The 21,147-nt window shown below is 28.7% G+C and carries 21 protein-coding genes; 14 read left to right on the top strand and 7 right to left on the bottom strand.

Annotated elements, in window-relative coordinates; all coding sequences use genetic code 11:
• The first annotated feature begins 20 nt into the window (after nucleotides 1-20).
• The 4 genes from CLMAG_RS16535 (at nucleotide 21) to CLMAG_RS16520 (ending at nucleotide 2,695) form a co-directional block, all read left to right on the top strand.
• Nucleotides 21-302, top strand: coding sequence for a hypothetical protein (locus CLMAG_RS16535; RefSeq protein ID WP_066624850.1), 282 nt, complete (start codon nucleotides 21-23; stop codon nucleotides 300-302).
• Between the two features lie 184 nt (nucleotides 303-486).
• Nucleotides 487-1,227, top strand: coding sequence for an AraC family transcriptional regulator (locus tag CLMAG_RS16530; protein WP_066625098.1), 741 nt, complete (start codon nucleotides 487-489; stop codon nucleotides 1,225-1,227).
• 108 nt (nucleotides 1,228-1,335) lie between these two features.
• Entirely contained in the window at nucleotides 1,336-2,271 is a 936-nt protein-coding gene (locus tag CLMAG_RS16525; protein WP_201787654.1) for a DMT family transporter, read from the top strand.
• 94 nt (nucleotides 2,272-2,365) lie between these two features.
• Nucleotides 2,366-2,695 carry a tRNA-binding protein gene (locus CLMAG_RS16520; protein WP_066624847.1) on the top strand — a complete coding sequence of 110 codons (330 nt, stop codon included), beginning with the start codon at nucleotides 2,366-2,368 and terminating at the stop codon, nucleotides 2,693-2,695.
• A gap of 91 nt (nucleotides 2,696-2,786) precedes the next feature.
• Here CLMAG_RS16520 and CLMAG_RS16515 read toward each other — a convergent pair whose 3' ends face one another.
• Genes CLMAG_RS16515 through CLMAG_RS16505 form a run of 3 tightly spaced genes read right to left on the bottom strand, consistent with a single transcriptional unit; the run spans nucleotide 2,787 to nucleotide 6,948 of the window.
• Entirely contained in the window at nucleotides 2,787-3,008 is a 222-nt protein-coding gene (locus tag CLMAG_RS16515) for a hypothetical protein (protein WP_066624844.1), read from the bottom strand.
• A gap of 26 nt (nucleotides 3,009-3,034) precedes the next feature.
• Complete coding sequence (locus CLMAG_RS16510) at nucleotides 3,035-3,790, bottom strand: hypothetical protein (RefSeq protein WP_066624842.1); 756 nt, start codon at nucleotides 3,788-3,790, stop codon at nucleotides 3,035-3,037.
• Nucleotides 3,787-6,948 carry an Eco57I restriction-modification methylase domain-containing protein gene (locus CLMAG_RS16505; RefSeq protein ID WP_066624840.1) on the bottom strand — a complete coding sequence of 1,054 codons (3,162 nt, stop codon included), beginning with the start codon at nucleotides 6,946-6,948 and terminating at the stop codon, nucleotides 3,787-3,789. Before CLMAG_RS16505 ends, CLMAG_RS16510 begins: the two co-directional genes overlap by 4 nt.
• A 341-nt stretch (nucleotides 6,949-7,289) precedes the next feature.
• Here CLMAG_RS16505 and CLMAG_RS16500 point away from each other — a divergent pair, with 341 nt between their 5' ends.
• From CLMAG_RS16500 to CLMAG_RS16490, 3 genes are read left to right on the top strand one after another with little or no spacing between them, the layout of a single operon-like run.
• Entirely contained in the window at nucleotides 7,290-8,696 is a 1,407-nt protein-coding gene (locus CLMAG_RS16500) for a metallophosphoesterase family protein (protein ID WP_066624838.1), read from the top strand.
• A 1-nt stretch (nucleotide 8,697) separates the two neighbouring features.
• On the top strand, nucleotides 8,698-8,940 hold the full coding sequence (locus CLMAG_RS16495; protein ID WP_066624835.1) for a hypothetical protein: 243 nt from the start codon (nucleotides 8,698-8,700) through the stop codon (nucleotides 8,938-8,940).
• Nucleotides 8,940-10,706: a DUF2326 domain-containing protein gene (locus CLMAG_RS16490; protein WP_066624832.1), complete on the top strand. Its 1,767-nt coding sequence runs from the start codon at nucleotides 8,940-8,942 to the stop codon at nucleotides 10,704-10,706. The genes CLMAG_RS16495 and CLMAG_RS16490 overlap by 1 nt, the downstream gene beginning before the upstream one ends.
• A 149-nt stretch (nucleotides 10,707-10,855) precedes the next feature.
• Here CLMAG_RS16490 and CLMAG_RS16485 read toward each other — a convergent pair whose 3' ends face one another.
• Entirely contained in the window at nucleotides 10,856-11,101 is a 246-nt protein-coding gene (locus CLMAG_RS16485) for a helix-turn-helix domain-containing protein (RefSeq protein ID WP_066624829.1), read from the bottom strand.
• A 107-nt stretch (nucleotides 11,102-11,208) separates the two neighbouring features.
• Between CLMAG_RS16485 and CLMAG_RS16480 the strand changes: the two genes are divergently transcribed.
• The 3 genes from CLMAG_RS16480 (at nucleotide 11,209) to CLMAG_RS32525 (ending at nucleotide 13,639) form a co-directional block, all read left to right on the top strand.
• Nucleotides 11,209-12,861, top strand: a complete 1,653-nt coding sequence (locus tag CLMAG_RS16480) for an ATP-binding protein (protein ID WP_066624826.1) — start codon at nucleotides 11,209-11,211, stop codon at nucleotides 12,859-12,861.
• 103 nt (nucleotides 12,862-12,964) lie between these two features.
• On the top strand, nucleotides 12,965-13,144 hold the full coding sequence (locus tag CLMAG_RS16475; RefSeq protein ID WP_066624824.1) for a hypothetical protein: 180 nt from the start codon (nucleotides 12,965-12,967) through the stop codon (nucleotides 13,142-13,144).
• A 330-nt stretch (nucleotides 13,145-13,474) separates the two neighbouring features.
• Nucleotides 13,475-13,639: a hypothetical protein gene (locus tag CLMAG_RS32525; protein ID WP_161486991.1), complete on the top strand. Its 165-nt coding sequence runs from the start codon at nucleotides 13,475-13,477 to the stop codon at nucleotides 13,637-13,639.
• A gap of 99 nt (nucleotides 13,640-13,738) precedes the next feature.
• On the opposite strand, the gene CLMAG_RS32520 is transcribed toward CLMAG_RS32525, so the two are convergent.
• On the bottom strand, nucleotides 13,739-13,879 hold the full coding sequence (locus CLMAG_RS32520; RefSeq protein WP_161486990.1) for a hypothetical protein: 141 nt from the start codon (nucleotides 13,877-13,879) through the stop codon (nucleotides 13,739-13,741).
• Between the two features lie 125 nt (nucleotides 13,880-14,004).
• Between CLMAG_RS32520 and CLMAG_RS16470 the strand changes: the two genes are divergently transcribed.
• Nucleotides 14,005-15,333 carry an IS701 family transposase gene (locus CLMAG_RS16470; RefSeq protein WP_082831782.1) on the top strand — a complete coding sequence of 443 codons (1,329 nt, stop codon included), beginning with the start codon at nucleotides 14,005-14,007 and terminating at the stop codon, nucleotides 15,331-15,333.
• Here the strand turns inward: CLMAG_RS16470 and CLMAG_RS16465 are convergent.
• Together CLMAG_RS16465 and CLMAG_RS16460 are read right to left on the bottom strand one after the other, a co-directional pair.
• Entirely contained in the window at nucleotides 15,330-16,661 is a 1,332-nt protein-coding gene (locus tag CLMAG_RS16465; protein ID WP_066624822.1) for a sodium:solute symporter family protein, read from the bottom strand. The genes CLMAG_RS16470 and CLMAG_RS16465 overlap by 4 nt on opposite strands.
• A 26-nt stretch (nucleotides 16,662-16,687) precedes the next feature.
• Complete coding sequence (locus tag CLMAG_RS16460) at nucleotides 16,688-16,897, bottom strand: DUF3311 domain-containing protein (protein ID WP_066624821.1); 210 nt, start codon at nucleotides 16,895-16,897, stop codon at nucleotides 16,688-16,690.
• Between the two features lie 533 nt (nucleotides 16,898-17,430).
• Here CLMAG_RS16460 and CLMAG_RS16455 point away from each other — a divergent pair.
• The 3 genes from CLMAG_RS16455 (at nucleotide 17,431) to CLMAG_RS16445 (ending at nucleotide 21,141) form a co-directional block, all read left to right on the top strand.
• Nucleotides 17,431-18,606: a M20 metallopeptidase family protein gene (locus tag CLMAG_RS16455; protein ID WP_073392995.1), complete on the top strand. Its 1,176-nt coding sequence runs from the start codon at nucleotides 17,431-17,433 to the stop codon at nucleotides 18,604-18,606.
• A 190-nt stretch (nucleotides 18,607-18,796) separates the two neighbouring features.
• Nucleotides 18,797-19,891, top strand: a complete 1,095-nt coding sequence (locus CLMAG_RS16450) for a sensor domain-containing diguanylate cyclase (RefSeq protein WP_066624820.1) — start codon at nucleotides 18,797-18,799, stop codon at nucleotides 19,889-19,891.
• Between the two features lie 338 nt (nucleotides 19,892-20,229).
• Nucleotides 20,230-21,141 carry a DMT family transporter gene (locus tag CLMAG_RS16445; protein WP_066624813.1) on the top strand — a complete coding sequence of 304 codons (912 nt, stop codon included), beginning with the start codon at nucleotides 20,230-20,232 and terminating at the stop codon, nucleotides 21,139-21,141.
• Nucleotides 21,142-21,147 lie beyond the last annotated feature (6 nt).

Genomic DNA, 21,147 nt, shown 5'->3' with positions numbered 1-21,147 from the left:
AGAGTTTAAGAGGTGGAATAATGGATATAACAGAAGATCAAAAAATAATGTTGCAAAAAATTTGGAATATCTTAAAGGATAGATTTATTAGGTTTGCTGGGAAAACAAGAAGTAAAGATATATCAGTAGTTGAAGCAATACAAATCGTAGGTAATGATACTTTTAAGTTATTTTACTATAGTACAGAAGAAGAAGAAACTATTGCAAATGAATTTATACAATTTGCTGCGGATACTATAATTGCTACTAAATCTTTAGGCCGAACGTTAATTGAGGTTGAAAAGAAATATAAACTTTCATAAAGTGAATATAACAGTCATAAATAATCAATTGAAACGAATAGTGAGTGCAGTTGTCCCTGATAAATAATGCAGAGGTATAAGAGTAAGTCCGATAGTTTAAAGTTCTTCTAATATTCATTAGCAGATGATATAATTTTATATTATATTTATTATTAAGTATGTTTAAGGAATAGTGATGATAAGAATGAATGGCATTTTAAGTGAACGAAGAGTATATAAGGATATAGTAATTACCCACTCACACGATTATGGTCAACTCATACTACCAATTAGGGGGAGTATGGATATTAAAACTGAACATAAAAATCTTGAACTTGACGATCAGCACTTGTTTTTTTTGCCTCCGAGTAATACTCATACATTTAAATCAGACAGGCCAAATGAATTTTTAGTTTTAGATATACCAGATTATAAGCTTAATGGGAATGATATGACTACACTTCAAGATGGGATTGAACTTTTTTTAGATGAAAAATGGAATGCAATTAGATTTTTAATATTAAATGAACTCAAGGACAACTGCGATAACAGTGAAAATTTATCGAAACTATACCATTACTTTAGTTCTTTTATATTTGAAAAAAGCATGTCAAGTTCCATTAAGTACATTCATGAACACTACAACGAAAATATTAACTTGCAAACTTTGGCAGGTATTGAGCATTATAATTTAACTTATTATAGTGAATGGTTTAAAAAGAATATGAATATTTCACCTACTGAATATATACAAAAATTGAGAGTACAAAGAGCAAAGGAACTTTTACGAGATACTGACTTAAACCTAATTCAAATTGCAAATGAAGTTGGTTATAATTATAATTCCTCGCTTACAAGAGTATTTAAGTTACATGAGAAAACTACACCATTAGATTATAGAATGAAAATCCGAAGAATGAATAAGAAACAACTTGGTTTAGGATAAGAAGTATGTTTATTTTAATATATAATATAAGTAGTGAGATAAAATTTGAGAACTATTTGAATTAAATAGTTCTTTATTTTTTTATTCTCTGATTAAAGGGGGATAGCAATGGACAGTATTGATTTAAATGATAAATTAATGGATTATGATGCGAGAAGTATAAAGTCAAAAAGAATGGCATATTTCTTTGTCATTATAGCAGCAATACTATGGGGGACTCTTGGAATATTTGGTAAAAGCCTGAACAAATTTGGCTTTAGTCCCACACAAATAGTATTTATAAGGGCTGTTGGAGCATCTATAACACTTATATTGTTTGCATTAATCAAAGATACAAAACTTGTAAGAATTAAACTTCGTGATTCAGTGTATTTTGTTGGTACAGGAATATTAAGTTTTGCTTTTTTTAATTGGTGTTATTTTATAGCCATAAACAGGACATCTTTATCTGTTGCAGCAATACTTTTGTATACTGCACCAACTATAGTGATGATGTCATCTGCAATACTATTCAAGGAAAAGATGACTAAGAAAAAGATTATTGCACTGGTATTAACTTTTGGTGGATGTATTTTTGTTACAGCCTTTGTGGATGGAACAGGTAGGAATATAGCGTTTGACGGTATAATGGCAGGATTAGGATCAGGGTTTGGGTATGCACTTTATAGTATATTTGGAAGGTATGCACTTGAAAAATACGACTCTATTACTGTTACTCTATATACTTTTATATTTGCAAGTATCGGTTTAATCACAATAACAGATATTAAGGAGATAATTCGCTTGTTTTCAAATGTAACTGCTTTATATTACGCTGTAGCGTTAGGTTTAGTTGCTACTGTACTACCTTTTATATTATACACTAAAGGTCTATCATACCTTGAAACAAGTCAGGCTTCAATAATTGCGACATTAGAGCCTATAGTTGCAACAATTATAGGTGTTACTTTATATAGTGAGCCTCTTACATTATTTAAAATATTAGGTATTTTACTTGTTGTGTTAGCAGTATTTATCATTAGGGAAAAAGGCAAAAGCACGTAAAATTAATTTTATGAAATTTTTTTGTATGCATGTCATTAATGTTATTACTATATATACTATTTTAAAATTAGAAACTTATTAGGAGAGTGTTGATATGGTAACTTTTGAGGATTTTAATAAACTGGACATTAGAGTTGGGGAAATTGTTAATGTAGAATTTTTTGAAAAAGCAAGAAAATCTGCTTATAAATTATGGATTGATTTTGGTAATGAAATTGGCATAAAGAAATCGAGTGCCCAAATTACTAAATGTTATAAAAAAGAAGAACTTTTAAATAAACAAATCTTAGGAGTAGTAAATTTTCCACCAAGGCAGATTGCTGATTTTATGTCAGAAGTATTGGTACTTGGAGTTTATGCAGAACAGGGAGTAGTATTAATTCAACCTGAACAGCCTGTTAAAAAAGGTGATAAGTTAGGTTAATGGATAATATTCTTTATTGTACGTTATAACTAATACAAATATATAAGAAAAGCATGTTTGTTTGATACATGTTTTTCTTATATATTAATGGCTAACATATATTTTTACTTGTATAAACAGAGATGGTTTTTGCACTATCATTGCGAAAAAACTCAACAACATTCAAATAGTCATGTCCAAAAAATTCAACTAATTGCAATGCATTGTCATATTTTAGTTTACCGTCAATATATATTTTGAGATGGTAGTTGTCATAATTAGCATAGTAGTATTTAATTAACTGACCTAAGTTTTGTTTATATTTAGGTTTCATAATATATCATCCTTTTTACGCTTTAGTTATTTCTGATTTTCAGTCCTGCAATTAATGCAGCATTTATACTCAAAACTATGATAACGCTTACCGCACATACTACAAAGTCTCAATTTGTTTTTATCCCACATATAGGAGCATTTTTTGCAGAATGTAACTGTATCTACACAGGACATATATCGCTTATGTTCTTCGATACCCTTTAAGACAGCATATTTTCTAATTTCTTCAGCATTATTTTTCCGAATATTAATTCTTAATTCCTTATTTTTGCGGATTAGTATTCTAAATTTTATATCATTATCTGTTCTACAGCCTTTAACGTATAGTTTAGTAGCAGGATTACTAAAAGTATTCTTACACCTATTACAAGTAAAAGACTTGTCCTTTGAGGACTTGAGTTTAATATTTACAGAACTACATTTAGGACATGAAGCCCTTGGCTCACCATACTTTTCTATAAACTGCTCAAGTTCTTCTTGTGATACTGTGTTGATAGATGGATTATTTTCTGTTTCTTTTTTTAATAGAACTGATATGTAATGATCTATATGTGATTGATACTCCGCAGGATGCCACGTATGTTGAAGGACAAATGGCCCTTCAGTAGTACCACATTGTCCACAGTAATCTTTTATTAATTTATCACGTAAATTTTTCCATTCTTTAGTCATCCAAGGTTTTTGACCATTAGTAGTATAAATAAGTTTAGCAGCCTCGTCTGATGTAATTTTACCACTTGCTAAGTTCTGTTCAATTTGCTCAAGTTCTAAAATATTCAACTAACCGCCTCCATTTTTAAAATATTATTACTGTCTATCATATTGATTTCCATGTTTGTTAATTCATAAGTCTTAAAGATCATTTTGTCTAGTTGTTCTTCAAGTCTTTTGATATCATATTTTATTGCTTTGATATATTGGACTTCGCTATTAAAAAGTTCCATCAAGTCAAACTTATTCTTCTCACTTAATTTTACTTTTTGTTTCTTGAGTTCATCAGCAAAGTCCTTGTATTCAAGTGCGAAAAATTGTTCAAGTTTGCTAGATATCTTTTTAGGTTTATACATTTCTTGGATATATTTTATAAACTTCTGTTCTCTTTCATAAGATGATTTATTAAACAAAATTAGTTTATCAGCAATTTCTATGAATTGGTTTTGATTTTTATCAATTATTATAGGCAGCCTTTCAACATATATTACTTTTGTTTCAGCAAGTGGTTTACCTACAATATGGAAATTTTGTTGTTGAAATATCCATTTCATAAGTTTTGAATTAATTAACGCTAAGAAGTATTTTAAATTTAAATGAGAATATTCAGGCTTTAAATATATGCAATGTATTGTATTATTACAAACATATCCATTATCATCATATACTGCTACTGGATAATCACTAGTCTGTCTAATAAAAATTTTAGAATTTGAAAACATCTTGGGATCTCTAGGTGCTGCTAGACACTCTCCATACTTTATATATTCACCATTTAACTTTACTAAATATCTATTGATATAAGCCCCTCTTACTAATGGTTTCCATGTATCATCTTCCTTTACAAATGATGTGTAAGGTTTTTCCTTAACTACTTCAGCAGTTTGTGGGGGAGTTCCTTTTCCCTTTTCATAAGGTTTTACACCAGCAGATATAGTTGCATATTCTGATAAAGGTTTTGAATTCTTAAATAACTTATCACTTAGTTCACGTTCTTCTTTAGTTTCATGGTAATTAAAGATGTAACCTTCTTTTCTGTATAAATCTGTATGCTTAAATTCATTAATAGTACCTTTAGAAACAAAATTATCTGATGCATCAATATTCCTTGGAATTAATATAGCCTGAAATTTATCAAATATTGAGGGCTTCCTATGTTTAAATATAGAAATAATTGGCTCTACTACTGCATCAGGAAATACATTAAATATTTCAACTAAATTTACTATGCAATAATTATCGAATAAAAATTTCCTTAATATATCACTTTTTTCAAGTACCATATATGTATTAGGTGTAATAACTCCAACGTAAGAATTATATTTTGTAATTTTAAATGCTAATTCCAAAAAGAATTTATAACTATCATAATTGTACTGTGTAGTCTTATAGTTGTTGTCCAAATATTTTTTATCTAAGTCACTAAATGCTGCCCCATATGGGGGGGTTCCAATTACAATATCAAATCCACCATTATGAAAAATTTCTTTAAATCTTTCTTTCCATTTAAACGCCTTATCACCTGCTACGTTTTCATCTTCTATAAGTGAATTACCACATAATATATTTTCATCTAATGATGTCAAAGGGTCTTTTTTATTTGCAGTTTTAAGCCACAGTGATAACTTAGTAATTTCAACACTCTCAGCATTTAAATCAATGCCATATAGGTTGTTTTTAAGAATATGTTTATCTAAAGGAAATAAATTAAGTTGACCTTCTTTCAATTCGTTTAATCTATTATTTACATATTGTCCTTCCATATAGAGATAATCAAACGCTGCGTTGAGAAAAGCACCACTTCCACAAGCATAGTCGATAACCTTAATATTTGATAACCTATCTCTGTATTTATTCCAAAATGATATATTTCGTTCTAGTGCAATTTTCCAAGTTCTCTTTTCTGAAGCATTCATTTTAGGGTCAAATGCTGGTACTTTAGGAAGTTTTGCTTCACCAAGTTCTATTTTTCTATCTTCAAGCCATCTACCAATGGTCTGCTCTACTATATAGTGTGTGATATATTCTGGAGTATAAAAAATACCATCATGCTTACGTTTACCTTGCTTTTTATTAATGACTTGTCCTTTTATTTCAGACCTTATTTCCTCAATATCACTTATACTTTGTTCAAATATGTGACCGAGAATGTCCACATTTAGATCAGTATCAAAGTTGTATTCTGCTAGTTCTTCAAGTCCTTTGAACATATCATCAGGGATATTCAAATTGTCTAAATCCTTATCTGGTGCAAATAGTCCACCATTAAATCTATTAATATTCATAGGTGGATTCCCTTTATCTATCGCATGAAACAGTCCTTTTAATTGAGTCCATATTTTATTAGTTGATATTTCATAAGACATACCTGCAATCTTAATTACATTACGGAAAGTGTTTTCAGGGAGCAGTGTTTTATCTTCACAAAAGCAAACAAATATAAATCTATCCATAAGTTTTTGAGATTTTTCAAAAAGAAGTATTTCATCCACGCCAGGATTATTTTCTTTTAGACCTTCAAACATATTTAGTCTAGTAGATTTATAATACTTATAGAAATTGTTAGTAATCTCTTTTTGTGCTTCTTCGTTCTTTTCATATAAGTCATCTATAACTGAAGGAGTATCTCGGTTAATTAAGTTATCGTAGCACAATAAATAATAAAATTCCTTGAATTTTTCATCATCTACTAGATCCGTAACTATAAATTTTTCATACTCTAGTGCTGTTGAATGATGATAAAGTCGTATTTCTAAAAAGTTTGAAACTATTACCCATCTGCATTTTTTACCCGACTTATGTACATAAGAAAAAGCCTGGTCTACAGGAGATACTTTATTATCTCTACCTTTTTGTTTTTTATCTAAATTTGTATTAGCATCTTTCAGTTCTATCACTGTTCTAATATCAGTAATATCTGAAGTAAAGAAGCCTAATGCCCCGTCAGGTGTTGTTGCATCTAAAGTTGTTTTTTGTTCTTGAACTATATTCCATACACCATTTCCATATCGTTTCTTATATCCAAGTATATTTGTAAAAAAAGCAGTGAGGAAATCTCCTTGAATTGATTTTTCTTTTGTTTTATTAAGATCACCTGTTTTAATACTGTAAATCCAATTAGAAATTATCTTTCTTTTTTTTGTTATATCAGGAATTGTATTTATATGAAAATTAGTTAATTTTTCTTTTAATAATTTTCTATTAAAAATATAAGAATTATCCTCCATTTATAATCTCCCCTTCATATGGCTATTGAATCAATTTTCCTTTAATGTTATTATAATGTAAAATTATAAATTTTAATATATAAATGAGGTATTTTCAATAATTGCAACATATAGGGTTTACAGGGAAATATAGGTCAATAAGCGAATATATCTATCAGAGAATAGTGAAACAGTTATAATCTTGTATTTAATAATTTTTCTGGATTGTATTTTTTGAAAGAGTGTTGGATTTACATGTAAGAGTTGTTAAAAGAGAAAATATGGATTATTAATATAATGATTGATTATACATATCACTTATATATATATAAGGAAGTCGTTTTAAATGGGAGGGCATTTAAATGGAATCTAGCAAAATAAGATGGATTCACCTATCCGATATACACTATAGTTATCAGAGTTATGATACATTGGCAATGAAAAATAAGTTGTATGAGTATTTAGATGAAATTACAAGCAATGAAAAGTATGATTTTTTGATAATAACAGGAGATATTTGCTATAGATTTGGAAAAATGGATGAACAAATGATAGAAAAACTATCAAGTATTTGTAAGATTGATTGTAAAAATATATATATGGTTCCTGGAAATCATGATATAAAAAGAGGTTCGCTAAGAGGTGCGATTTTAGATTTAATAAAAAAGCAAAATAATGTGAGAGATATTTATGTTTCAAGTTTAGATAAGGAATTTTATTCAGAACTGGTAAAAGGTCAAAATAAGTTTTGGAAATATCATGAAAAGCATTTATGCTCAGGAAAATATGATTTTAAAAAAGTACATAGCATAATTGAAAAAGAAAATTATAATATAATATGTATGAATACGTGCTTTTTTAGTGGACAAGATGGTGAAGAAGGGAATTTGGTATTAGGATTAAGAAATCACTTAGAGGTTCTTGGTGAATTAGATAAGAATACTAACAAGGTAAATATTGCTATTGGGCACCATGGTATTGATTGTTTTCATGAAGAGGAAAGAGACAGTATTATATATAATTTTATAGATAGTGGTGTAGATATGTACTTGTGTGGTCATGTACATAATGGAAACTATAAATTTTACAATAATGATTTAACTGAATTACCTGTTTTAACAAGTGGTTCTTTGATGTTAGATGGATATGCTAAAGCCACCTTTATAACAGGTGAAATTGAGTTGAAAACTAAGGAATGTGTTGTGAAATATCATTCATGGATTAATGATATACAAAAATGGGACATAGATAATACGATAGGTAGGAGATTAAAAAATCAAAGATTAACATTTGATTTATCAAGATTTAAAAAAAAAGATGAATTTGCTATTGAGGTAAGTGAGGATGAATTTCAGGAATTTATCATAGAATTCATTGAAAAGTCGACATTCTACAAGGCTAATGAGTATACCAATATAGCCAAAGATGTTTATGATAAGTTTAGTAATATGTTATGCCTACCTACAACAGTTTCAAAATTTGATGAATTATCGAAGTATTTTTATATTATAGATGGTATACTGCTAACGAATGAGTTGTTTAATGAGAAAAGGCTTATTATAGATAATTTAATAACAGATGAATATAGGAACTGTTTTTACACATATAATGATGGTGATAAGATAATTGATTTTATAGTCAATAGTATCTACAACCAGTATAAAGATATATTAAATTACTCTAAGATGAAGTTTAAGTTTTTTATAAAAATATTGGTATATTGGATGATAAACTTTTGTTCCATATTTAATGAAAAGAAGGTAATATAATATGGATTACTTTAAAATGAATAAATATCAATCAATTCATGAAAATGTTCCATATATTGCTTGTGAAATTTATAAGATTTTATTTAAGCCTAAAGTATTAGATGAACTTATAGACGAATATTATAAATTAAATAAATTAAAGAAAAATTCTAATATAGAAAACAACATTAAATTGGCTATTATATTTTTATATTCAGTTGGAAAGGTAGACTATAATGGCAACATTATAAGAAGGGTAGAATAATGTTATTTGAAGAATTAATTGTATACTCACTTAATGAAAATAAAATTCTAAAAGAATACGAATTTAATACTACTGGAATTAGTATTGTGCTTGGAGAAAAAGACAGAGATAGAATTGAAGGAGATTCAAATGGTGTAGGAAAGACTACATTTGTTGAATTAATAAGATGTTTATTAGGTCAAAGGATAAAGAAGACAATACTGAACAGCAAAGAAATTGTAGAAAATAAGGTGTTTGTATATATCAAATGTAGAGTTAATAACAAAATATTGTATCTGGGAAAAAAGTTATATGAACAAAATGGATACATACTTAATGAAGAAAAAATTCATTACGATATTGGTAACTGGGAGAAGAAAAGCGAAAGCGAGTATCGAGAAAAAATAGAGAATATATTAGTAAAAAACAAAGAAGAAACTTATAATGTAAAGTTGTCCTCGTTAATGGAATATGTTGCAAGGGACTCGGTTGAAGGATTTATAGACATATGTAGGAGTAATAGACATGCAGATCTTGCTGCTGCATGTTTAGCATATCTATGTGGTTTACCATACTGGTTTGAAATGGAGATAAATAAAATTAAAACCCAAATAAATAAATTAAGAGTTAAGAAGGAATTTATAAATTCATTAAAAGATGAAATTGCAGATCTCAGAGTTGAGAAGAAGAAGTTACAGATAGAAGTAGATGAACTAAATGAATCAATTTCTAATTTAAATATTACAAATAGTATTAATTTGTATGAAGAAAAGTATAAACAGGCTAGAGAGGAATATTCAGATTTAAAAAAGGTTATCATTAGAAATGAAAGACAAGCAGATCAGTATAAAAGGAACATTTTATCACTAAAGCAAAATAAGGAGAATAGTGAGAAGTTAATAAATTTAAAGGATTTCTATGAGCAATTGTTAAATTACTTTCCTGGAAATTTAAAGAAATCATATGAAGAAATCGTAGAGTTCTATGCGTTTATGGAGGGAAACAGGGAAATAATATATACTAAGAATATTGAGAATTTAGAAAAGAGCATTGAATTACTAAAGGAAAAGTTGGATAAGGTGAAAAATACAATGGAATCTTATTCTGCTATAATAAACAATAAGGAATTTACTGAGGACTATAATTCACTGATTAATAAATTAAATGAAAAACATAAAGTTTTATCAGAAATTGAATATAAGATAGATGTTTATGATAGCCAGAAAAAGATTAATAAAGAGATAAATGAATATAAGAGTAAAATATTAACTAATAACACCAAATTTCAAAATTTATTTGAAAAGTATGAGATGAATACACAATGTATTGTTAATGATTTTTCTGAGATGGTATTAAAGACTTATAACGAGCAAGGAGACCTATCATTGGAGTATAATAATAGTGTTGATGGGAAAAGTACAACAGGAAGAATAAAAATCTCTAGTAAGATCCCAGACGAAGAATCCCATGGAATTAAGACGATGAAGATTATTATGTTTGATTTAGCATTATTATTTTCTAGAATAAGAAATGAAGATGGAATTAAATTTCTTATTCATGATGGTGCAATGACGCTACCAGATAACAAATTGGCTAAGTTCAATTTAATAGAGTTTGCAGATAAAAAATTGAAAGAATTAAAAAAAGGACAATATATCATAACAGCCAATATCAGTGATTTCACAAAAGATCAGATAACCGAATTTTATAAAAAAGAGTATGTAATAAAAGCAATAGATAAAAGCGAAGATGGAAATAGATGCTTAGGTATAAGATTCGTAACATAACTTGTTAGTTAATCTATAGTTACAGGATATTCAATATTAAAATACTATTTATATTAAAATTAGGTCAGAGGGAATAGGTTGGATAGAAATTTTCAATATATTATATATAACACTAGGTAGAAAGCCTAGTGTTTTTATTGGCATTAAATTCATAAATTAGTTTCATCTAAATCATTATAGAAATAATCAACATTTACGTTAAATATCTTTGCAAGATAAAAAATTTCATAATCATTAACTTCTCTTTGTCTATTTTCAATCCTTGATAACGCTGAACGGTCAATATCTAATCCTAAAATATTAAGTTTAGCAGCAAGATCTTCCTGAGAGAGATTGTGAGAAATTCTCATTTTTCTTATATTTGTTCCTATTAGATTGCTATAATTTGAATTCAAAAAATCTCCCCCTTTCTTTTTGTATATATTTTACTAAAGTTATTTATAATATATTGTGTGATTTTCACACAGTTAGTTAATAAATGTTATTTTGGAGGTGGAAATTTATGTGTGAAAAAATTTTTATACCTAAAATTAAGGAGGCTACAGTATTTAAGGAAATAGCCATGAATGTAATTAATCCTTTGGAAATAATAAGAGAAGGTTTAAGTAATTCATATGATGCAGATTCAAAAAATATTTCTATTACTGTTGATCGTTCTGAATTAGGTGAATTTACAATAGGTATAAAAGATGATGGAAAAGGCATGGACATTAATACAATTCATAAATTTTTTAACTTAGGTGACTCAAATAAAGAAAAGTTGGGGATAGGAGAAAAGGGATTAGGTACTAAAACATATTTCAAAAGCAATAGAATAATAGTAAGAACACGAATGCTTGATAAAGAGGCATTTGAAGTTGTTATGGATACGCCATGGATGAAACTTATGCAAAGCAAAGTGCCTGAGTATACAGTTAATAAATTAGACGATTGGGGTTTTAGGCAAGGAACAGAGATTGTGATAGTGAATTATCAAATAGATATTCCAGAAAGGTATTTTAACTATGAAACATTGAGGGATTATATATTGTGGTTCACAGCAGGTGGTAACTTTAAAAACTTATTTGCAAATAATATTAATCTTCAAAAGAGAATCAAAAATATGTTTACTTCCCCATCCATTACAATTTATGATAATGTATATGAAACTTCAGGAAAAATACCTGGTGTACATCAATTTTTTCCTCCACAGGAAATGCCAGAATTAGTGGATAGTGAAGTAAAATATAAGCGTTCTATCAATTATTGTAGACATTTTGGCCCATTTCACAGAGAGACTAATATTAATGGGAAACACGTCTCTGTACAACTATATGGAACAGTTTCAGGATTTAATTGCAGAAAATCTATATGTAAATTGAGACAAGGTGAAACACATAAGTCTAGATTTGGGTTATATCTATCCAAAGATTTTATACCATTTATTAAGAAATCAGAATTATTAGGTGATGAACAATATTATCATTATCATTTACTTGCTAACTCTCAAAATTTTGAATTAACCGCTGATAGAAATAATTTATCCAACGAAGAGCATATGGAAATTAAGTGGATCTATGAGCAGATCAAAGATATATTTAATAAGTATATTAAACCACTAGCAGAAAGAGAATACTTTACAATAAGGAAGAAGGAAGAGGAAGAGCATGAAATTAGGTGCAAATTTGAATCAATAAGAAAAAATTTCGCTAACTTAGAAAGATTAGATGATTTGCTAATAGACAGTATACCTATACAAAAAAGACCACGTTGTGAATATGAGGTAGCCTTATTGTTTATATCACTAATAACTAATCTAGATACAAGAATATTTTTTGATAGTATTACAAAAGTCGTATCTTATTCAACTAAATCATCAACTGATATGATATGTTTAGATAAAAACAATGGTAAGGTTTTGGTAGAAGTTGAATATAGATTGAGTAAGATTTTTGAGCATAAGCATCCCATAGGTACATATGATTACGTGATATGTTGGGATATAGACATAGAAGAAAATAAAATGAATGAGTTATATGGAGTTAAGGCAGTATTAGTAAGTAGAGAGAGCAAAACAGTAATTGTTTCTGAAGATAACATAGAGATTGAAGTTATTGAATTAAAAGGAATTGTTAATAAGATTATTTCTTGCAATTTAAATAGAATAGCAAAATGAAACAAAGTTTAAGTAAGAATGAGAGAAGATGATGTGATATGTTTACATATTAAAAGGGATTATAATTAAGAGAGGTAAATTATAGTGAAGAGATGGGGATTTTATGATACTCTCATTAAAAGATTCTGAAACGTGGGGATACCTGGCAAGGGATAGAAGCATTCAAATTACTAAAAATATGTTTGAGGCTGGTATGAATATAGAGGAAATCTTGTATTATAATACTGAGTTATTAGAAGAATTTATACAAGAAGTTTTAAATAAAGTGAAAAAAGAAATTTAGAATTTATGCTCTAATAATATATGCTTATAAAAAGAGTTTGCCAATTATGGTATACATAGATTGGTGGACTCTTTAGTTTTCCAAAAAAGCCTACAATTATATAATATAAATCAATGTGATAACTAGAATATTCAGGGACACTTTTTATTTTACCATGGTAATACCATGAAAGTTAAACAAAAAAGGAAGAAAAATATTTTTTTACACTAAATAATATTTTACAGAGGCATTATGGTGCTGTATATATTGATATTACAAGACTTTATGTTTTTTATACATTTTTATTGACATTATATAACAGATATATGTATCTATCAGGCAGCGGTGTCTATGCAGACATACTTTAACCACCATGGATATGATGGACAGGTTATAGTTCCTATATATGCTGTAGATACTTATGATCTCGATGTAACTAACCATAATGGAGATTTAATGAATGTAGTATTTTTATATAGCATGATAGGGAATGGAGTTAAGGTTGTTAGAGATTAAATAGACTTACATAAATAACAAATGAATTGGTTGTATTGCTTAGTTTAAAATGGCCAGTTTTATTACATTGAAAGCTGGCCATTAACTAATTTAGAGTAACTAAGCTTTACTTGATCTTGTACTGCGCTGAGTTATATGTTCACTTGTAAATACACTAACTATTACAACTGTTAAAGTATTTACAATTAATGCTACAAAACCAGCATTCAATCCAAAGAATGGATCGAGTTTATTTAACATTAAATAAAAAACTACACCACTTTACAAGTAATTTAAGTTACCAAAAAATACAACGTACCAAATACCTCTTAATTATCAATACTAATATTGAGCAAACCAGCACTGATTAGGAGGTATCTAGTACTATGATTAGTATTGACGAAAAATCAACAATTAAAACAATAGAAAATTATTTAAGTAAATATCGCTCCATCTTCAATAAGCGGAGCTTTCATATATTTATTTTACTTGTTACTGCTATGCTTTCAACTCAAGAAGTTCGTTCTATAAAATTTTTATATGACAATTTTATCAAAAAGTATTGGAATAAAGTTCTTAATAGCTTTTATTATTTTTTATCCTATACAAACTTCTCGATAGAGAGCTTAATGTTTGCAACAGTAAAAATAGCAATCTCACTTATTCCCGAAGAGCTTAAGTCTACTATAACTATATTCTTAATTATAGATGACACACTTCAAGCTAAATTTGGAGATAAGTTTGATTGTTACGGTAAGCTTTTTGACCATACAAAGCATGATGGCACCTCTTTCTTAAATGGACATTGCTTTGTATCATTGGTTATAAGCATCCCTATACTCTTTTGTGGTAAAATCAAATACCTTACATTGCCAGTTGGATATAAACTCTATGATAAGAGTGAAACCAAACTTGAAATAGCTGGTAAGATGATACAAAACATTATGCTGTTACTATTAGATTACCAAGTTATAGTGTTATGCGATAGTTGGTACACTAAAAGACCTTTTCTAAATATGTTCAGAAATTATACCAATCTTTCTATCATAGGGGCAGTCCGTTCTGATACCAGCATATATGATTTATGTCCAGAACCTACTGGAAAAAGAGGACGCCCAAGAAAGAAAGGTTTAAAACTTAATATTAGAGATTTTGACTACACTAAAGAGGATGACTACTATATTGCAACTAAAAAGGTTTTAACAAATTTGTTTAATGAACCTGTTATAGTAACAGTAACAACTACAGATGTAGATAAATTCTCATCTGTAAGAGTTTATATTTGCTCCATAGAGCCATCAGATATACAAATTTTTAAAAACTATACTGTAGATGAATGTAAAGCTGATAAAGAAAGACCAACTCTTATTCCATTTTTTGCATATAAATTCAGATGGAATATAGAAGTGTTTTTCTATCAACATAAATTCTTTTGGTCTTTTGGTAACTACATGGTACGAAATAAAAAGGCAATAGAAAATTATACTAATTTACTGGCTATCGCCTATAGCTTTGTAGTAATATTGCCTTTTATTCATAAGTCTTTTTCTAAATATAAATTTCAAAGTCCTCAAGAAATTAAAAATGCTATCTCTTACCAAATATCAAAAGAATTAATATTAAGCACTTTCGTGCAAAAGATACAAAAGAGCAATATTAATCAAGAAGCTTTAGAGGCAATTAATTCCTTAATATATTTAGATGAGGTTAGTTAATTTTCTTGTAAAGTGGTGTAAAAAACTAAAAATTCTCCTATTAAAAGACCTGCAAAAGCACCTGGCTTAGTTACCTTTTTCCAGAAGAGTGACAGCACAACCATTGGGAAAAATTGTGTAACCCCGGAATAACCAGTAAGAAGTAAATTAACAAGCATATTAGGCATATATATTGCTAAAATTAATGAAATAAATGTAAGTACTAAAACCATAATTTTTGACAAACGATTAATGAAAGCATCGTTAGCTTCTTTACCTATGGTTTGTCTATAAATATTATGAGAAACCATTACTGAAGAGGACAGTAACAAATCGCCAGCAGGTACCATTGAAGCTAAAGCACCAGCTCCACCAATAATTCCAACTGCCCAACCTGGAAATGTTTTTAATGCCAGTGACATAAAAGCCATGTCTCCATTTTTTAATACCGGAATTACCATAAGAGCAGTAAATCCTACAAGCATTGGGAATATCAAACATATAGAGTAAAGAGGTAGAAAAATTGCATTATGTTTTAATACTTTAGGATCTTTAGCACTAAAGCTGTCAGCAAAAATGTGTGGCCACATATAAAAACCTAAGGATGTAAGTAGAATTGTTGACATAAACCAAGGAACTCCCATAGTACTTGTTCCACCTGGCAGACTTAAATAATTAGGTTTTGCAGTAGCTACAGCAGTAAACATACCAGAAATGCTTCCAAAATAATGTGCTGGTAAATAAATACCAAATAACATTACAGCTACAGCCATAACTATATCTTTTATAATTGCAGTAGATGCGATACCTTTTAAACCGCTTACATATACAAATAAGGCTACTAAAACAAATGCAATAACCATAGCGTTGACCCTGCTTATTATGCCAGATGAAGCAGTCTGTATAATAATTCCTAAAGCAGTAATTTGTAGTTGTAAATAGGGAAGTACAAAAAGTACACCAATTACTGCAACTAGTATTCCTAAGGTTTTACTGTTGTATTTATAGGCAAGAAAGTCTGCTTGAGATAAGAATTTATGATTTTGTCCTTCTTTAGAAATGGCAGGTAGAATATAATATGACACAAGAAATGCTAGTCCACTATAGGCAAGTATATAAAAAGTAGGGCAACCTTTTGTATAAGCCCATCCACTTGCTCCTAAAAATGCAAAGGAAGTATATATTTCTCCTGCTAATACAAACCAGTTCAAAAATTTTCCAAAACTACGTCCGCCTACTGCCCATCCCTCTAAGTCTAGTTTTTCCTTAGTTCCAGGGATAAGTCCAATCACTACTGTACCTATGATAAAAATAAATATTACTGATAATACCTGTATACTATTTGTCATTTTAAATCATCCTTTCATAAATAATATTATTTATGTTTTTCATTTAATTCTTCATTCTTAAGGTCTATATGGTAGGTTAGCCCAATGCATATTGATGCGATAAGTATTCCCATTGTCTCCCAGAATGCTAAAAACGGTAAGCCAAATATAAAAGGTTCAATTTTGTTTACAAATGGTACTAATAATACTGACCAAATAAATGGTATTATAAATAGAATTATTTTAATAAACTTCATAATTTTTCCTCACCATTTTGTATAGTATTTTATATAGTTTCAGATATCTGAATTAGCTAACATTACTTTTAGATAATATATAGATCTATATTTTGAAATATTTTTTGTATAAAAAGGTAATATATTGAAGAAAGAGCTATCAAAATAACAGTCCTCATCCATTTATTTCAATTTATGTTAATTGTACTCTTATGATTCGATAAGTCAATATCAATAATATAGGTTTATAAAGTTATGTATTATTTTGTGATTTTTCCAATTTTCATAAATAAGATAAAAATATTTCATTGATTTAGAAATAATTTATGAATTATTATTAAAACCGTTGCATTAAGTACTTTTTCAATAATTTGAAAAGTTAAGATAAATAAATATGTTCAAAATGTAATAAATTGTAAATTATTAATATTAAAAATAAATCTATTTTTAATATTATAATATCAGTCTGAAAAGATTAATAAATAATATATAATCTAAGTAAGGTTAAAAAATTTTTACTGAACAATTTAATTTCAACATAGGAGGCATACAAAATGAACGTAGACTTATTAAAGAAAGCTATTGAAATAGAAAATTGGGTATTAGAACTTAGAAGGGAGTTTCATAGATATCCTGAAGAATCTTTTAAAGAATTTAAAACTTCTAAAATGATAAGTGAAAAACTCCTTGAAATGGGATTAGAAGTACAGCATATTATTGAAACAGGGGTAGTAGCTATACTTAGAGGGGGGACCGAAGGAAAGGTAGTTGCTTTACGTGCAGATATAGATGCTCTTTCAGTAACAGAGGAGACAGGTCTTCCATTTTCTTCGGAAAATTCAGGTTTTATGCATGGTTGTGGGCACGATTGCCATATATCCATGTTGCTTAGTGCAGCCAAGATGTTGTCAGAAATAAGAGATTCCATTAAGGGAACGGTTAAATTCATATTTCAACCTGCAGAAGAAACTGCTACCGGTGCAAAAAAAATGATAGAAGCAGGAGTTTTAAAAAACCCTAGTGTAGACTTCATTTTTGGAATGCATATTTGGTCAGATATTCCTGTTGGAAAGGCAGTTGTACAGCCAGGACCTTTAATGGCTTGTGGTGATATGTGGAAACTTTCTATAAAAGGAAAATCATGTCATGGATCCTCTCCTTGGCAGGGCGTCGACGCTATTACCTGTGCTGCAGCTGTGATACAAGGTGTGCAAACTTTAGTTAGCAGGGTAAATGATGCAAGATCTCCTATTGTAATAAATATAGGTACAATAAAAGGTGGTGAACGGTTTAATGTAACTCCTGGAAGTGTAGAAATGACTGGAATGAATAGAGCATTTAATCCACATTCTAGAGATAAAATGCCAGAATGGTTGAAAAATATGATAGAAAGTATTTGCAAGGGTTATAATTGTGATTACGATTTTAATTATGGGTTTATTTGTGCACCTACAATCAATGATGAAAAAGCAACTAAATTAGTCAAAGCTTCTGTGGGTAAATTAATTGGTGAAGAAAATATACCTGAATTTGAAAAAATAATGGGGTCAGAGGATTTTTCAGCCTATCTTGAACAAATACCAGGTACCTTAATGCTATTAGGTTGCCGTAACGAAGAAAAAGACTGTTGCTATTCTCACCATTCAAATCATTTTAAAATCGATGAAGATTCATTACCTATAGGAGTTGCTAGTTATGCTCAAGTAGCAATAGATTATCTAAATAGTTAATTTTAGTTTATACTATCTTACAACAAATTTTCCTTAAATAATTTTGTGAATATGTTTAATTTGTCCATATTTAGATTCATTTTACTAACTTAATATTATTTATTGATTTGTTAATACATATATAATAGAAGAGCAGTTCATATTATATATTTAAAAACATATTTTAACATCTTTACAAAGGAGAATCAAAATGCACTATGAGATAAATAAAGACAGTTTAATTAATTTTTTAAGGGAAGTATATATTGAGATTGATGATCAGGAATCAATAACTTTTATTAGTAAGAATTGTTCTAATCTATTAGGACATACTCAAGTAGAATTAGTTGGTAAAAATATCAGAGATATTCTATCTGTGATTCCAGAAAAATATACCACTGTTGCAAACTTAAAGGTATCTGTTATAACAAAAAATGGTACGGTTATTCCAGTTGATTTAGCAGGTTCTCCAATAGTTAATGACAACAATGAGGTAGTTGGATATAGATTTTCTTTGATTGACATTTCATCATATTTTAAATTTGATAGTCATGAGAAAACAATAAATCAAATGTTTGAGAGGTCTAAGGACATTATTTACAGGTCAGAATTGATTCCTACATTTAAATTTACATATCTAAGTCCTTCTATAGAAGAGATTTTAGGGTATAGTGTTGAAGAACACTTGATCAATCAAATGCTTCCGTTTCAAATAGCGCACCCTGATGACTGTGATATTCTTATAAGAAAGATTACTAATAATATAGATTTTTCTAAACCTCTGCCTGTCAGGTATAGGCATAAGGATGGTTACTATGTCTGGCTTGATGATTTCTGTATTCCTATATATGATGATAATAGTGTATTGGTTGCATTAGAAGGATTTAGTAGGGATATTACTGATAAAAAACAATTAGAAGAAAAACTAGAAAGGCTAAGCTATTACGATGGACTAACTGGTGCTTATAATAAATACTATCTTGAAAAAGAAATACATGTTTTAGATACTGAAAAAGATCTTCCAGTAGGGATTATATTTTGCGATCTAGATAACTTAAAGCTAACTAACGATGTTATGGGGCACGAGTTTGGAGATAGGCTAATAGTTAACACTATTAATATATTGAAAGATACATTTACTGAAAACTCTGTTATCGCTAGGACAGGCGGCGATGAATTTATAATAATTATCAAAGACACATCTCTTAGCAAAGTAAAGGGATTATATAATTTATTATGCTCATCAGTAGAACAGCAAAATAAATATAATAAAGAATTAAAAGTAGGAGTTTCTATTGGATACTAATTTTCTGAAACCTCTATAGGAGTTATTAGGCATCTTATTACTATTGCTGATAAGAATATGTACAAGGATAAACAAAGAAAGAAGAATAGTAGTTCTATATAAAAGACCTAATTATACACAATTATAAAATTATACAGGTACTTTAAACAGTTTAATTTAAATTTCTTAAAGAGGTTCAGATAAAGCTTAGAACTTTCTCTGAACTTCTTTCTTGAATTACTATTATTATTGAGGTAGATTATTGATATAAACAATGTCCTAATAGAAGTAAGAGCTAGCTGCTGCTTGATATTTTACGGTAAAGTGTTAAAATATAATAATGTAGTGGAGGTGACAAAATGAAAAATAGAGAATTATTCGGTCATATAATTTCAATCTTTACAATACTCGTATGGGGCACTACCTTTATATCTACAAAAATCATTTTAAAAGATTTTATGCCAGTGGAAATATTGTTTATAAGATTTCTAATGGCATACATTGCGCTTATATTAATTTATCCAAAATTTCATAAGATAAAGTCCTTTAAAGATGAGCTGTTATTTTTAGGCTTAGGATTATCGGGGGTGTCTTTATATTTTATAACGGAGAATATGGCATTAAAATTTACAATTGCTTCAAATGTGGGTCTAATAATATCTACGGCACCAATTATAACAGCAATATTAGCAAATTATTTTACTAAAGACGAAAAAATGAATAGGAAGCTTTTTTGGGGGTTTATGATAGCCATTCTAGGTATATTTCTAGTAATGTTTAATGGTAGGTTTATATTAAAGTTAAATCCTAAGGGAGACCTGCTGACTTTAGCAGCGGCCTTAACTTGGGCTATATACTCAGTTCTAGTTAGACTAGTGGACAAAGGATATAACTCAATACTAGCAACTAGAAAGATTTTCTTCTATGGAATACTCACCAGTATACCATTGTTAATTTTATTTAGAGCAGATCTAAAGCCAGAAAACCCTTTAAATGCAACTCTAATTGTTAACATTATATTTTTAGGATTAATAGCTTCAGCATTGTGTTATGTTACCTGGAATAAAGCAGTGTCAATTTTAGGAAGCGTAAGAACCAGTAATTATATATATTTAATACCCTTTGTCACCATGGTGACTTCGGTAATAGTTCTAAATGAGAAAATAAATGTCCTGACAATTATAGGCGCTATTTTAATACTCACAGGTGTATATGTATCTGAAAATGGGTTTACCAAATTACCACTAAGTATTTGCAAAAAAACTCCATAATAATTA

The organism is Clostridium magnum DSM 2767 (assembly GCF_001623875.1).
In the GTDB taxonomy this organism is placed as follows: Bacteria; Bacillota; Clostridia; order Clostridiales; family Clostridiaceae; genus Clostridium_AM; species Clostridium_AM magnum.
The sequence above is the reverse complement of the archived record's forward strand: the minus strand, read 5'-3'. Positions and strand labels throughout refer to the sequence as shown.